Origin of the sequence: Mesobacillus sp. S13, from assembly GCF_020422885.1 — a bacterium.
Classification (GTDB): Bacteria; Bacillota; Bacilli; order Bacillales; family Cytobacillaceae; genus Mesobacillus; species Mesobacillus selenatarsenatis_A.
Genome location: NZ_CP084622.1, coordinates 1,265,378 through 1,280,230 on the forward strand (window position 1 = coordinate 1,265,378; position 14,853 = coordinate 1,280,230).

14 protein-coding genes are annotated in these 14,853 nt (G+C 44.0%); 8 read left to right on the forward strand and 6 right to left on the reverse strand.

The features are described 5' to 3' along the window. Positions 1–39: 39 nt before the first annotated feature. The 3 genes from LGO15_RS06395 to LGO15_RS06405 all read right to left on the reverse strand — a co-directional run bounded on the left by LGO15_RS06395 (position 40) and on the right by LGO15_RS06405 (position 2,736). Entirely contained in the window at positions 40–555 is a 516-nt protein-coding gene (locus LGO15_RS06395) for a tryptophan transporter (RefSeq protein WP_167832085.1), read from the reverse strand. Positions 556–679: 124 nt separating this feature from the next. Further along, positions 680–1,762 (reverse strand): 3-phosphoserine/phosphohydroxythreonine transaminase, encoded by a 1,083-nt coding sequence (gene serC, locus LGO15_RS06400; protein WP_226087118.1) that lies wholly within the window; start codon positions 1,760–1,762, stop codon positions 680–682. Positions 1,763–2,316: 554 nt separating this feature from the next. After that, positions 2,317–2,736, reverse strand: coding sequence for an HIT family protein (locus tag LGO15_RS06405; protein WP_167832087.1), 420 nt, complete (start codon positions 2,734–2,736; stop codon positions 2,317–2,319). Between the two features lie 581 nt (positions 2,737–3,317). On the opposite strand from LGO15_RS06405, the gene LGO15_RS06410 reads away from it, so the two are divergent. The 3 genes from LGO15_RS06410 (at position 3,318) to LGO15_RS06420 (ending at position 6,086) form a co-directional block, all read left to right on the forward strand. After that, the gene (locus LGO15_RS06410; RefSeq protein ID WP_226087119.1) at positions 3,318–4,058 is read left to right on the forward strand and encodes an ABC transporter ATP-binding protein; all 741 of its coding nucleotides are present in this window, start codon (positions 3,318–3,320) and stop codon (positions 4,056–4,058) included. Further along, positions 4,051–5,262, forward strand: coding sequence for an ABC transporter permease (locus LGO15_RS06415; protein ID WP_226087120.1), 1,212 nt, complete (start codon positions 4,051–4,053; stop codon positions 5,260–5,262). The genes LGO15_RS06410 and LGO15_RS06415 overlap by 8 nt, the downstream gene beginning before the upstream one ends. 101 nt (positions 5,263–5,363) lie before the next feature. Next, entirely contained in the window at positions 5,364–6,086 is a 723-nt protein-coding gene (locus tag LGO15_RS06420; RefSeq protein WP_226087121.1) for an EcsC family protein, read from the forward strand. A 28-nt stretch (positions 6,087–6,114) separates the two neighbouring features. On the opposite strand, the gene LGO15_RS06425 is transcribed toward LGO15_RS06420, so the two are convergent. Both LGO15_RS06425 and LGO15_RS06430 read right to left on the reverse strand, forming a co-directional pair. Beyond that, positions 6,115–7,323: a M20 family metallopeptidase gene (locus LGO15_RS06425; protein WP_318999826.1), complete on the reverse strand. Its 1,209-nt coding sequence runs from the start codon at positions 7,321–7,323 to the stop codon at positions 6,115–6,117. A 154-nt stretch (positions 7,324–7,477) separates the two neighbouring features. Further along, complete coding sequence (locus LGO15_RS06430; protein WP_226087830.1) at positions 7,478–8,869, reverse strand: hypothetical protein; 1,392 nt, start codon at positions 8,867–8,869, stop codon at positions 7,478–7,480. Positions 8,870–9,148: 279 nt separating this feature from the next. Here LGO15_RS06430 and liaF point away from each other — a divergent pair, with 279 nt between their 5' ends. From liaF to LGO15_RS06445, 3 genes are read left to right on the forward strand one after another with little or no spacing between them, the layout of a single operon-like run. After that, the gene (gene liaF, locus LGO15_RS06435; RefSeq protein ID WP_226087122.1) at positions 9,149–9,916 is read left to right on the forward strand and encodes a cell wall-active antibiotics response protein LiaF; all 768 of its coding nucleotides are present in this window, start codon (positions 9,149–9,151) and stop codon (positions 9,914–9,916) included. A gap of 13 nt (positions 9,917–9,929) precedes the next feature. Then, a complete protein-coding gene (locus tag LGO15_RS06440) occupies positions 9,930–10,964 on the forward strand; it encodes a sensor histidine kinase (RefSeq protein WP_226087123.1) in 1,035 nt (344 codons plus the stop codon). Continuing rightward, positions 10,964–11,605, forward strand: a complete 642-nt coding sequence (locus tag LGO15_RS06445; RefSeq protein ID WP_226087124.1) for a response regulator transcription factor — start codon at positions 10,964–10,966, stop codon at positions 11,603–11,605. The genes LGO15_RS06440 and LGO15_RS06445 overlap by 1 nt, the downstream gene beginning before the upstream one ends. A gap of 369 nt (positions 11,606–11,974) precedes the next feature. On the opposite strand, the gene LGO15_RS06450 is transcribed toward LGO15_RS06445, so the two are convergent. After that, positions 11,975–12,484 carry an antibiotic biosynthesis monooxygenase family protein gene (locus tag LGO15_RS06450; RefSeq protein ID WP_226087125.1) on the reverse strand — a complete coding sequence of 170 codons (510 nt, stop codon included), beginning with the start codon at positions 12,482–12,484 and terminating at the stop codon, positions 11,975–11,977. Positions 12,485–12,777: 293 nt separating this feature from the next. Between LGO15_RS06450 and hemE the strand changes: the two genes are divergently transcribed. Both hemE and hemH read left to right on the forward strand, forming a co-directional pair. Then, positions 12,778–13,824 (forward strand): uroporphyrinogen decarboxylase, encoded by a 1,047-nt coding sequence (hemE, locus tag LGO15_RS06455; protein WP_226087126.1) that lies wholly within the window; start codon positions 12,778–12,780, stop codon positions 13,822–13,824. 90 nt (positions 13,825–13,914) lie between these two features. After that, the gene (hemH, locus tag LGO15_RS06460; RefSeq protein WP_167832097.1) at positions 13,915–14,853 is read left to right on the forward strand and encodes a ferrochelatase; all 939 of its coding nucleotides are present in this window, start codon (positions 13,915–13,917) and stop codon (positions 14,851–14,853) included.

The following is a 14,853-nucleotide window of genomic DNA, read 5'->3' on the forward strand; positions in this document are numbered from 1 at the left end:
AGCCCCTGTCCGTTATAAGACAGGGGCTAAAAATTTTAATTAAATTTCAGCGAGCTTTGCTCTTTTAAAAATGTTCGTAGCCACTGGATAAAGAATGGCAATGAAAACGGCGTTGAATGCTGCGGCTGGTAAGACAACCCCTGCGAATAATGCAGTGAACGGTCCAGGCAGGCCGATTAGGTAATAGGCAGAACCAAGGAAAACGATTCCCGAAACGATGGTACCGATTGCTGTAAGGGCAGCTGCAGTATAAATGGAAAACTTGAAGTTTTTCAGCGCCATCAGGATTCCGAAAAAGACAAACGCAGTAACAGGCTTATCAATTATGTTCGGAACAAGCCCTCCTGGGAAAGTAGTCGTCAATCCAGAGATCAGCCCAGTTACGGCTCCAACCAATAATACACTCTTTTTGTCTGGAAACAGGATGATTCCAAGGAACATCATCGTCAGCATCATATCAGGCTTCATCCCCAGGAAAAAACCGGGCACGACCACATGCAAGACTGCTCCCATCCCCACCAAAAGTGACAATGCTACAAGATTCTTCGTATTCATTTCTCATCTCTCCTCTGCTATTCTAGCTAACTAGTACTCCTCCTGCAGTGCTCTCTTTGCCTGCAGCGAAAAGCTTTCTCCAATTATAACATATATTTTAATAGAGTAAAGGGTTAATATTCTGTCAATTTCTGTTTCTAAAGTAATTCATGAAGTCGGCAAGTTTTTCAATGTTCTCAAGAGGAACAGCGTTATAAGTCGAGGCCCTGCAGCCACCGACAGATCTGTGGCCGGCAAGCCCTATAAAGCCGGATTCCTCAGCCTCACGGAGGAAGACCGAAGTCAAATCCTCATTATCCAGTGTAAAAGTGATATTCATCAATGAACGGCTCTGTTTTTCCGCATGCCCTTTATAAAACCCCTCACTTCTGTCGATCACATCGTAAAGCAATGCAGCTTTTTCTTTATTCATCATTTCAAGCTGTTTTACCCCACCCAGCTCTTCAGCCCATTCAAGGACAAGCATCAGGAAATAAATCGATAACGTGGGGGGCGTGTTATAAAGCGATTTTGATTCAGAGTAAACCTGATAGTTAAGCATAGAAGGCAGTTCTGGTTTAGAGCGCTTGAGCAAATCTTTGCGGATGATCACAACGGTTACTCCGGATGGGCCAAGATTTTTCTGCGCACCTGCATAGATGAGTCCGAATGATGAAACATTTACTGGCCTGCTAAGAATGTCGCTGGACATGTCCGCAACAAGCGGGATATTCAGGCTTTCGGGCAGGGTATGCCACTGAGTTCCATAGATGGTATTGTTCGTCGTGATGTGGAGGTAGGAAGAACCCGCGGGTATATCGAATTCAGATAGGCTGGGGATTGATTTATAGTTGCCATGTTTGGAAGAAGCAGCTATTACAGCATTTCCTATTTTCTGTGCTTCTTTCAGTGCTTTTTCAGACCATGTGCCCGTCAAGACATAGCTCGCAGATGCTCCCTCTTCAAGGAGGTTCATCGGTACCATTGAAAACTGCAGACTTGCACCGCCCTGTAATAAAAGGACCTCGTAATCATCCGGGATGGAAAGCAGGTTGCGCAACAGACTATTTGTCCGATCATTGATGTCTTCAAACTCCTTGCTGCGGTGGCTTAATTCCATGACTCCCATACCGAGGCTTTGATAATTCATCATTTCTTTTTCCGCTTTCGCTAATACGGCTTCAGGCAATGCAGCCGGGCCAGCGTTGAAATTAAGAGCACGTTTCAAGATCATCCCTCCGAAAAATAAGATACGGCATTTCTTTAATGTATTAAAGTTACTATCATGCTACCAGAAAAGGAATGGGATTTCTAATGTTTTCAGAAAAGTTTAAATAAATTTCAAGGAGTACATATTATTTTACATATGGCGAAAAGAGACAGATAGCTATATGGACAGGCATACCCAATGCTTCCTAAACGATAGGAAGGCTCTAACGGACAAACGCGAGGGGAGGAACGGCAAAAAGTGTCCGATAGGAAGGCTCTAACGGACAAACGCGAGGGAGAAACGACAAAAAGTGACCGATAGGAAAGCTCTATCGGACAAACGCGAGGGAAGAACGGCAAAAAGTGTCCGATAGGAAAGCTCTATCGGACAAACGCGAGGGAAGAACGGCAAAAAGTGTCCGATAGGAAGGCTCTATCGGACAAACGTGAGGGAGGCACGGTCAAAAGTGTCCGATAGGAAAGCAATCGTACAAACGTAAAGTGGGTAGATAGAAAATTGCCCCATGTAAAAGTTGATTCTAACAACAAAAAAACTCCCGTAATTGCGGAAGTCTATATCTTGCTGTTGATTTCAGCAGCGATTTTTTGATAATCGTCCGATGTATATTGATCCTGGTGGGTTTTCCAGACAGCGCCGAAGCCATCGCCATTGCCATAGCGCGGAATCAAGTGCATATGGAAGTGGAAGACAGATTGTCCGGCGGCTTCACCATTGTTTTGCAGGACATTCAATCCTATCGGGTCATAGGCAGCCTTGATTGCATTGGCGACTTTTGGAACTGCTTTAAATACATTCGCTGCCACTTCATCTGTTAATTCATAGACATTTTCCTTATGTACTTTAGGGATGACAAGTGTATGTCCTTTCGTTACCTGGCTGATATCAAGGAATGCCAGTACATTCTCGTCCTCGTAAACCTTGCTTGAGGGAATGTCGCCATTGATGATTTTGCAAAAAATACAATCACTCATTTGTTCCACCCTTTCCATTGATCATGTTTCTGGTATTTTATCACATTTTGCCAATAAACATAAAGAAAGAAAGGACAGGATCCGCATGGAATCCTGTCCCCTGAAGGGAAAACGATTTACTGTTCATTGACGTTCTCAGCAGGTTTACCTTTGATAAACACCTCATTTGTCAATTCATTTGAATTTACAAAAATGATGGGTTATTCAGTACCTGGTTCAATCGGACCATCCCCTGTCTGCTTTAGTCGGTTTCACAACTTATAAAGCGGGAAGTGATCTGCGACACACACCTCATTTCAGAATGTGGAGTGATGTTACTGAACGGCTGGGTTAACATTTACGTAGCGCAATGCAACCATCCCCTTATTTGAACGTTGAAATCAGTGTGCTTATAAATCGAATTATATGTCTTTAACAGACACCTCATTTCGAATTATTGCTTGTTTCCCCTTCAAAAATTATGATGCCCCGATTGAAAACATATATGCGAAAAAGTTTCGAAATAAGTTGAAGCTTTTCCTAATGGAGTTGTATTTGTTAAAATAACGGTACAGAAATACGAACTGGGAAGGACGTTGCACATGTCTTTATTGGAAATTAACGAGGTGACCGGTGGATATACAAGGAATCCGGTTTTAAAAAATGTGAGCTTCACGGTCAATGCAAATGAAATCGTGGGATTGATCGGCCTGAACGGTGCCGGAAAAAGTACGACAATCAAGCATGTGATCGGTTTGATGGAACCTCATAAAGGTGACATTAAAATCAATGGCAGGACCTTCTTGGAAGGCAAGGAGGAATATAGGAAACAGTTCACCTTTGTGCCAGAGACACCTATTCTTTATGAAGAGTTGACACTGGAAGAGCATCTGAGGCTGACCGCAATGGCCTATGGACTTGAGGAAAAGGAGTATGAAAAGCGCATTGATGCTTTGTTGAAGGAATTCAGGATGAGCAAAAGGCTAAAATGGTTTCCTGCCCATTTTTCCAAAGGGATGAAGCAAAAGGTAATGATCATGTGCGCATTTTTGGTACAACCCTCCCTTTATATTGTCGATGAGCCATTTGTCGGACTCGATCCCCTTGGAATTCAATCTTTGTTGGATCTGATGGACAAGATGAAAGAAAATGGTGCCGGCATTCTCATGTCGACACATATCCTCGCAACGGCTGAACGTTATTGTGATCGTTTTGTCATTCTTCATAATGGAGAGGTCAGGGCACATGGGACGCTTGAAGAGCTGCGAGAGCAGTTCAAGATGCCTGGAGCAACACTGGATGACCTGTATATCCAACTGACAAAGGAAGAAGTCTATGTTTAATCCGCAGCAATTATGGAAGGAGCGTTTCGGCACCTTTGCCAAGGAAACCGGAAGCTACCTGCGATACATCTTTAATGGCCATTTAGTGATTGTCGTACTGTTTTTATTAGGAACGGCGGCTTTTTACTATCAAGAATGGATTAAAACGCTTCAGCCCGATTTCCCGGCGGCATGGATCATCGCATTGATTCTTGCGTTCGTACTTACATACAGTCCAATCCAGACATTTTTGACCGAGGCGGATAAAATATTCCTGCTGCCGCTAGAAACAAGGTTGAATGTTTATTTCAAAAAATCGATCACATTCAGCCTGAGCCTGCAATCCTATTTATTGCTCCTGGTACTCGCGGTGCTAATGCCGCTGCATGTGAAAATACATGGCGCTGACTTCAAATCGTTTTTCATCTTATTGGTCGCACTCATCCTGATAAAATGGTTCAATATATTGATACGATGGAATGTACAGTATTTTATCGAGAAAAATGTAAGGTTGACTGACAGTATCCTTCGTTTCTGTATCAATGTGGTGCTTTTGTATTTTATCTTTTCAGGGGCCCAGCTGATTTTTGCTGCCGTTCCAGCTGCTGTCTTAATCTTGCTGTATTTCTACTATAAAAAACAGGCAGTGGATAAAGGTTTGAAGTGGGAGCAGTTGATCGAGGACGAAGAAAGACGGATGAACGCCTTTTACCGTGTTGCCAACATGTTTACGGATGTTCCGAAGCTGCGGGACCGCACGAAAAGGAGAAAATGGCTTGACTGGCTGGTTAATGTCATACCGTACAGACAGGACCTTGCCTTCAGCCATCTATACTTAAGAACCTTCGCAAGGTCCGGCGATTATTTTGGCTTGCTGGTCCGCCTTTCACTGATAGGGGGAGCCGCGCTTTATTTCCTTACATATGGGCCGGGGCAAATTTTACTCGCTTTGTTATTCATGTATTTGACAGGATTCCAGCTTTTGCCGTTATGGAACCATCACCAAAACAAATTATGGGTCGGGCTGTACCCAGTTCCTGAAAATGCAAGAAAGAAATCCTTCACAAGCTTGCTATTGGGAATCATGATCTTCCAGGCAGTTGTTTTTGCGGGGGCAGTCCTGATTAAAGGTGAATGGCTGTCAGCAGCAATTGTACTGGCTTCCGGAATCGCGTTTTCGCTGTTTTTTGTTTATTTTTACAGCCAGAGCAAACTGAAATCCTAATTAAAAATCCTTTTCGTAATCGCTTTAAGCTTTTATGAAAAGGATTTTTTTGAATCGTTTCTCTGTTTGATACGTATTAGTAACGACAAGGGGTGAATGCTTTGAATGAATATGAATTGAAAGCTTATGAAGAGGTAGTTGACTGGAAGCGGAAGCTGAATAAACGTGCTAGCCTTTTGGCGCGTGCATCTAAAAGAGCACAGACGAAAGTGAATGAGCTGATTCCAGACAAAGTCCATAAATTCTTGACGGAGAGCATTAAAAATATGGTCAAGGCAACTCTGGCTGGATCGAATTATACAACGAGAAAACAGCAGGGAACAGGTCTGACACTTGCAGAAAAAGACCAGCAGCTTCTGAAAAAGCTGTCAGCCTACAAGAGGACAGCGGCTGTAGAGGGAGCTGGAACTGGGGCCGGGGGAATACTGCTCGGGATGGCGGATTTTCCGTTGCTTTTATCGATAAAAATGAAGTTTCTATTCGATGCAGCGTCAGTATATGGGTTCGATCCATCAAAATATGAAGAACGTCTGTTTATCCTTTATGTATTTCAGCTGGCTTTTTCAAGTGATGAACATCGGAAGCAGACGCTTGACTTGATTGAAAACTGGGAAGTGAGAAAAGCTGAATTGACCGAGCTGGATTGGCAGCAATTTCAGCAAGAGTACAGAGATTATATCGATTTTGCCAAGATGCTGCAGTTGATGCCTGGGATTGGGGCTGTTGTAGGAGCTTATGCAAACTACAATCTGCTCGACCAGCTGGGAGAAACAGCGATGAATGCCTATAGAATGAGAATATTGAAAACACCTCCGCAACCATGAGTTGTGGAGGTGTTTTGTATTGGAATCTTTATGCTAATGTCTCACTTATTTCGTGTTTAATTTGTGCTTTTGTTTGATAGTTGAGTGCGGCTGCGCAAAGAGTTTTTGCCGCAATGACCATTGCTTTTTCGTCAAAATCGAATCTTGGGTGATGGTGTGGATAGGAGCCGTCTGTTTCAGGCTTAGCTCCGGTGAAGAAGAAGGTACCTTTTACATTCTGCAAATAGTAAGCAAAGTCTTCACCACCCATTTGAAGGGCACTTTCTTCTATTTTCGTCACTTCCGGCACCTTTGTAGCGCAGTCAATCAGGAATTCAGTTTCTGCTGCATGGTTGACGACGGCTGGATAGCCTTTATCATATTGGTAATCATATGTGCAATCTGTTGCCAGGCATGTTCCATGGACTACTTTTTCTATTTCCTCTGCAATAAAATCCCGGGTTGATTCGTTGAAGGTCCTGACCGTGCCGTTCAGCTTTGCTTTATCAGCAATTACATTGAAGGCATTTTCTGCAACGAAGGAACCGACGGTCACAACAGCAGAATCGACAGGGTCCACACGTCTGCTGACAATTTGCTGCAAGGTCGAAACAAGCTGTGCACCGGCGACGATGGCGTCCTTCGTTTTATGCGGCTGTGCGCCGTGTCCGCCTTTTCCCTGGATCGCAATTTCAAACCGGTCAGCTGCTGCCATGATGGGGCCGATCCGGTATTGTATGGTTCCTGTCGGTTCAGTGGCCCATAGATGGGTGCCGAAAATGACATCGACGCCTTCAAGACAGCCGTCTTCAATCATCGAGATGGCCCCGCCTGGAGCATATTCCTCTGCATGCTGATGGATCATTACATACGTACCCTGCAAATTTTCCCTGTTTTCGTATAGTACCTTTGCCAGTACCAATAATGTAGCTGTGTGTCCATCATGTCCGCAAGCATGCATCACACCTGGAACCAAAGATTTGTATGGTACATCTTTCTCGTCTTGAATCGGCAGGGCATCAAAATCAGCTCTAAGCGCAACCGTTTTGCCAGGCTTAGCACCATGGATTTTTGCGACTACGCCATTTCCCCCAACATTAGCGCGGACCTCTGCGCCAAGTTTTTCGTAGAATGATTGGATATATTGCGCGGTGTTCACTTCCTGAAAGGACAATTCAGGATGTTGGTGCATATACCGTCGGATTTCCACCATCTCCGGAAAAAGGTTATCTATTTTTCTAAAAAGCTGATCCTGCAATTGTTTCATCTCCTTATGTATAATAGTTTGATAATTTAAATAATTATAGCACATATATAGGATAAAAACATTTTAGAATCATAGCAAAAGAAGCTCCCTTGAAGGAAGCTTCGTATATAAATGGAGCCATTGAATGGCATCCAGTGTTTTTAAATTAGATCAGGAACATGGCTACAATCGTGGTGACAATAAGTCCGATTGTGACAGGAAGCAGATTCCTTCTCGCTAATTCGAACGGATCGACACCACAAATCGCTGCCGCTGGAATCAATGCCCATGGAACTAAAGTGCCGCCGCCAACCCATATGCCAGCAATTTGGCCAAGGGCAGTCAGGGTAGCCGCACCGGCCCCTATGGCAGTCGAGAAAATCGCTGCTACCGACCCTGCAAGAGAGATACCGGAAAAGCCGGAACCGTCGAGGCCGGTGATGGCACCAACAGCAGTGAGCGTAATCGCACCAACTTCAGCACTGAGCGGAACGACAGAAGCGAGCGCCACACCAAGGTCATTAACGATACCCTGGGAAGTTTCTGGCAGGAATTCACCGATGATTTTGATGAATCCTGAATCACCAAGGTAAAAGAAGGCGGCGATTGGGATGACGGCGCCAAAAACCTTGAAGCCGAACTGGAATCCTTCGATGAGGTAACTGGTTGTTTTTTCGAGACCTTTATTCTTATGTGCTGCGATGGATATGAGAAGAAGGATGAAGATCGAGGTACCGCCTACCAGTGCAGTGGCATCGCCCCCCTGTAAGTTTAGAATGGACATGGCAGCGACATCTGCTGCAAATAAAACCGGGATCAGGATAGCGAAAAACTTCCTTGCACCGTTTGTTAATAAGCTGGGGTCACTGGTTTGGTCCATATCTAGTTCTAACGCACCCCCGCTTTTTAGCTTTCCGTTTTTCATGTCTCTTTTTAATAAGTAGAAAGCAGTGACGGTTGTGACGAGCCCCATCACAATGACCAGCGGGATGCTGGCATGGACTACTGAACTGACAGGAAGACCAGCTGCATCTGCAGTCAGTTTTGGAGCTGCCTGGATGACAAAGTCTCCAGAGAGGGCAATTCCATGCCCAAAAAGGTTCATTGCGACTGCTACACCGAGCGCTGGCAATCCGACTCTTACTGCCACAGGTAAAAGAACGGCTCCCATTAAGGCTACTGCCGGAGAAGGCCAGAAAAACCAGGATATGATCATCATGACAATCCCAATCGTCCAATAAGCAAGTGCTGGTGTTTTGATCAGCTTGGCAAAGGGGGAGATCATTGCATCATTGATTCCGGTTACCGTAAGGGTCCTGCTCATTGCCACGATAATCGAAATGACTAGAATGGTAGGCAACAGCTCGGTAATGGCATAGATGAAACTATTGAATATGCTGCTCACCGAGGCACTCAGCGACCCAGTCGCAACGATTGCCAGTAAGAAGATCCCGATAATCGATATTAGCGTTGTGTCTCTCCTCATTACCATGAATCCGATAATCAGGAAAATGAATAAAACATAGATCCAATGTAGTGCGGATAATTCTATTACCATAAAATGAAGCTCCTTTCTAAATGACATGCTGTTTCCACTTCGTGAAATATAGGCAAATTTCCTAATTGAGTACTACAGGATATGATGGCCGCGAAAAGGTGTGAGCGGAAACAGATAATTTTTTATCGGTCTCGAGACGGAGGGGAAAAGCTTCTTGAGAGGGGCGGAAAAAATCAAGCCAGCCTGTAAAATGAAGCTAAAGATTAAGCGTAAAATAAAGGGATTTTCCGAGGCAGAAAAGAATAAGTGATTATGATGGAAAGAAAGAAGGGGGAACTTTTGGGTACACGTTCGGTGAATCAGATAGCTGCAGCTGTCCTACTATCAGGTTTGGGAATGATCCTTCTGCTAGTTAACTTAGGTGTCATTTCCTTGGAAATAAAAGAGCTTTTTGTCGTAACCTATCCTTTTTTACTACTAGTCTATGGGTTAGTGCCTCTGATGAGAAAGCAGTTTGGATGGGGATCATTCATCGTCCTTTTTTCATCGCTCCTGATCATGGACCGGTTTAATGTGATTGATTTTGGATTTTTTGATGTGTGGAAGCTATGGCCGCTAGTGTTGGTTTATTTTGGGGCAGCCATTCTTTTTAAAAGTAAAAAAATCAAGGTTATTTATCAAACTGATATATCGTCAGAGAAAGAGTTGGAAAGCACTTCACTGCCCCAAGCCTCTTTAAAGAAAATACGAGGGGTATCGGTTGGAAAGGTGACATTCAAAAAGCAAAACTGGGCAGTCGAACCGATGGATTTATACAATATGGTAGGGGAATATTTTATCGACTTCAGTAAAGGCTTCATTCCTGACAGGGAAACGCCTATAAGGGTAAGAGGCTGGGTTGGTGAAGTGAAGATGCTCATACCAGAGGATGTTCCGGTAAAGATAGATGCTGTCATTGGCGTCGGTGAAGTAAAGCTCTTTGATTACGCTCAGGAGCAAATAAAGCACGTCGTCGCCTATAAGTCGGATGATTATGACAAGGCAGTAAGGAAGTTGAATATTACGATTGAATTGAAAATCGGTTCTGTAAGAATTGATCGAGTGTAGGAGGGAGAAGGAAATGACAAGTATCCGCTTATGGTTCATCCAAACATTCTTGATGATGGCTTTCATCACTTCTCTCATCCTCTTCATTGGCCTTCAAATTTTCATCTTCCTTGTGCCAGACAGCGGCCTTTCTACTGCAATGACCTTCTGGTTTTGGCTGTATAGCTTTGTCACTATGGCAGCGGTTGGATTTTACTTCAGTTTACGAGGCAGCTATGTAATCAAGGGGCGACTGGGCGACATTTTGCTGTTCATTGCGACTTTGCGCAGAGGTAAATTCACGGAAAGAATTATGACAGAAGAAAAAGATGAAATCGGGCTGATTTCTGAGGAACTCAATCAGTTATCCGAATACCTCCAGGAACAGGTCTATTCACTGCAGCGGCTGGCAGAGGAAAAAACAGAGCTATCAAAGACGGCAAAGTCGGTCGCGACCATGGAGGAACGGCAAAGGCTTGCCAGGGATTTGCATGATGTAGTCAGCCAGCAGCTGTTCGCTCTTAGCATGATGTCATCAGCTTCACTAAGATGGTTTGATCAGGAGCCAGAAAAGGCCAGGAAACAGCTGGAGCAAATTTCTGAAATAGCAGGCAAAGCGCAGGGTGAGATGCGGGCCCTTCTTCTTCACTTGAGGCCTGTCCAATTGAGTGGGGAGAGTTTGTGTGAGGGGATTATTAAACTGATCCGGGAACTGAAGCAAAAAACGAACCTGGCATTCGAAGCAAGCGTCGATGAGATCGAGCATCTTTCGCAAGCGGCTGAGGAGCATATATTCCGGATCGTCCAGGAAGCATTGTCCAATATCCTCCGCCATGCCGATGCGACTAAAGTGAAACTGATACTGACAGAGGAGCAGCAATATATACATCTATACATAGGTGACAATGGGAAAGGCTTCGACATCCACGAAGAGAAAATGGCATCCTACGGTCTTAAGACGATGAGGGAACGGTGCGAGCAAATTGGCGGTACATATAATATCCGTTCGAAAGCGGATGAAGGAACATATATTGAAATTAGGATACCTGCGTTGAGGAGGGAAGAGTAATGGAGAAAATCAGGGTAGCGGTAGTGGATGATCATGAAATGGTCCGAAAAGGCATCATTTCCTATCTGGAAACCGAACCGTCAATCGAAATTGTTGGCGAGGCAGATTCTGGAAAAAAGGCTGTTGCATTAGTGAAAGATACAAAACCGGATGTTGTACTAATGGATTTGCTAATGGAGAATGGGACGGGAATTGAAGCAACAACAGAGATTTTAAGCTTTTATCCAGAATGCAAAATCATCATCATCACGAGTTTTTATGACGATGAACAGGTTTTTCCAGCAATCGAGGCAGGAGCATTTAGCTATATGTTAAAGACAGCTTCTGCTTCCGAAGTCATCAGGGCGATTGAAAAGGCGTCCAGAGGAGAAACAGTCATTGAACCAAAGGTAGCCAACAGGATGATGAAAAGATTAAGGCCACAAGAGCGCAAACCACACGATGAACTGACAGAAAGGGAGCTTGAGGTTTTGAAATGTATTGGTGAAGGAATGACAAACCAGCAAATCAGCGAGGAATTATTCATCGGCGTGAAAACAGTCAAAACCCATGTTTCCAATATTTTAGGTAAACTCGCCTTATCCGACAGAACACAAGCAGCAGTATATGCAAATCGTAACGGGTTGATCAAGACTTCATAAGTAGAGGAGGGTGTCACGAGATGACACCCTCTTTTATGGAGGCACAAAATGGCGGTTGACCAGAAAAAGATGCCATCCATCGGCCTGATGTAGGCACGAAATGGTGGTTGACCAGAAAAAAGCGCCATCCATCGGCCTGATGGAGACACAAAAAGGCGGTTGACCAGAAAAAAGCGCCATCCATCGGCTTGATGGAGACACAAAAAGGCGGTTGGCCAGAAAAAAGCGTCATCCATTGGCTTGATGGAGACACGAAACGGCGGAGGATCAAGAAAAAGCGCCATCCATCGGCCTGATGGAGACAGGAAATGCCCCTATATCAGAAAAAAGCGCCACCCATTACCTAAATGGTGGCGCAAAGGAAGACGGTCATTCGCTTTCAATATAATATTTAGATACATAAGAGGCGCTTTCGAAAATATTAGGTCTTGCTCCATCAATTCCTGACTCTGTTCCGCGATTCTTATGTGCATGTGCATAGGCTTTTGATTGTTGCCAGTTTTCAAATGAGCTTTCATTTTCCCAAACGGTCAAAATAATATAAGTATTTGAGCTCAATGGCCGCAGTACACGGATGGCGACAAAGCCCGGTTCATTTTCTATCAGCCTTGGCCGGTTCAGGAAGCGATCCTCAAAAAGCGGCCTTCCCTCATCAGTAACAGGGATATTATTGAAAACAGCAAAGCCTTCATGGCCGAGTTGGCCGGCAGAATCGATCACTTCATATTTCCTCGGAGAACTGAATAGTGTCTTCTTTTCAGTCTCATGGACTAGGATGGATGATTCGTTGTTGTTCATCAGGACCATGTTTTCGGCTTGGTGTTTTTCTTTTATTTTTAACAGAAAATCAGCTGTTCCGGATGTAATGAATAAATTCATCTTTTCACCTCATTTTAAATTTTAAGTACTTCCTTCTATTATAATGATTTAACATCTTCATCTATTTTCCCTTTTTAAGAGAAGCTAAAAACATAAATTCGACGAATTTTCGACAATTTGCAGCGTTTCCTATGAAATCGGCTATTAAAAACGATATAGTGTATATAGTTTGTTTATTTTTGTATACACAACGCGGGCTACCGCTTGTCCGATTCGTAAAATAGTTGTTTTTTATTTTAATCCTTTTATATTACAATGGATTACAGACATTATTGAAAGGTGGACCACACTTAATGAGCAAGATTATTAACGATACATTTTTAAAAGCAGCCAGAGGAGAAGCTACAGATTACGTTCCTGTCTGGTATATGAGACAAGCTGGCAGGTCACAGCCTGAGTATAGAGAAATCAAGGAAAAATATTCTTTATTTGAAATTACGCACCAGCCTGAGCTTTGCGCATATGTAACAAGGCTTCCTGTAGAACAATACGACGTGGATGCGGCGATTCTTTACAAGGACATCATGACACCGCTGCCAGCTATGGGAGTAGATGTAGAAATTAAATCAGGAATCGGACCTGTCATTGCCAATCCTGTAAAAACATTGTCTGATGTTGAAAAATTGGGTTCGATCAACCCTGAATCAGATATTCCATACGTACTGGACACAATCAAGCTTCTTACAAAAGAACAGCTTTCTGTACCATTGATCGGTTTCTCAGGAGCGCCGTTCACTCTTGCAAGCTATATGATTGAAGGCGGACCTTCAAAGAATTATAACAAAACAAAGGCATTCATGTACGCACAACCGGAAGCCTGGTTTGCGTTGATGGACAAGCTTGGTGATATGGTGATTACATATGTGAAATCCCAAATCAAAGCAGGAGTTAAAGCAATCCAGATCTTTGATTCTTGGGTAGGAGCACTGAATGTCCAGGATTACCGTACATTCATCAAGCCCGTGATGAACAGGATTTTTTCTGAGCTTAAGAAAGAAAATGTACCATTGATCATGTTTGGTGTTGGTGCAAGCCATCTGGCCATGGAATGGAACGACCTTCCGCTTGATGTAGTTGGACTTGATTGGCGTCTTCAGGTGAACGAAGCTCGCGAACTTGGAATCCAGAAAACCGTCATGGGAAATCTTGATCCTGCAATTCTTCTTGCACCATGGAATGTGATTGAAGAAAGGGCAAAGGCGATCCTTGACCAGGGTATGGGACAGCCAGGCTACATCTTCAACCTGGGCCATGGAGTATTCCCATCTGTGAACCCTGAGACATTGAAAAAGCTGACTGCTTTCATCCATGAGTACTCTGCCTCAAAATTAGGCAAATAGTCTGTATTCTGTTCCAGAGCATTACATTTTGTAAAATGGACTTGTTTTTGGCAGAATATAAGCTTAGAGACACGAAAAAGAGGTGCAATCATGACTAAGAAAAAGATGGGTTTGCTTGTGATGGCATATGGCACACCCTACAAAGAAGAAGATATTGAACGTTACTATACACATATCCGCCACGGCCGCCCGCCGGCACCGGAAATGCTTGAGGACTTGAAACAACGCTATGAAGCGATTGGCGGCATATCTCCACTTGCGAAAATCACGGTGGAGCAGGGCGAGAAGCTCGAACAGCACCTGAACAGCATCCAGGATGAGGTTGAATTCAAGATGTATCTTGGATTGAAGCATATCGAACCTTTCATCGAGGATGCCGTGAAGCAAATGAATGACGATGGCATTGAAGAGGCAGTAAGCATTGTGCTCGCACCGCATTTTTCAACTTTCAGCGTCAAATCATATAATGGCCGCGCAAAGGAAGAAGCGGCAAAATTGGGCGGACCTGAAATTGTATCGGTTGAACAGTGGTACGATGAGCCGAAATTCATCAAATACTGGTCCGACCGCGTGGCAAAGACCTTCGCTGAAATGCCTGCTGAAGAGCGCGAGAGCTCAGTTTTGATCGTTTCTGCCCATAGCCTGCCTGAGAAGATTCTACAAATGGGAGATCCGTACCCTGAACAATTAAAAGAAACAGCTGATTTAATTGCAAAACATGCGAACGTGAAAAATTATGAGGTTGGCTGGCAAAGTGCCGGCAACACACCTGAGCCATGGCTTGGCCCTGATGTACAGGATCTGACGAGGGAACTGTTCGAGAAAAATGGCTATAAAGCATTTGTTTATGTGCCGGCTGGGTTTGTTTCCGACCATCTGGAAGTGCTGTATGACAATGATTATGAATGCAAAGTCGTGACTGAAGAAATCGGAGCCAGCTATTACAGGCCGGCAATGCCGAATACAGAGCCTGAATTCATTGATGCATTGGCAGATATCATTTTAAAGAAGCTGTCGACTTCACGATAA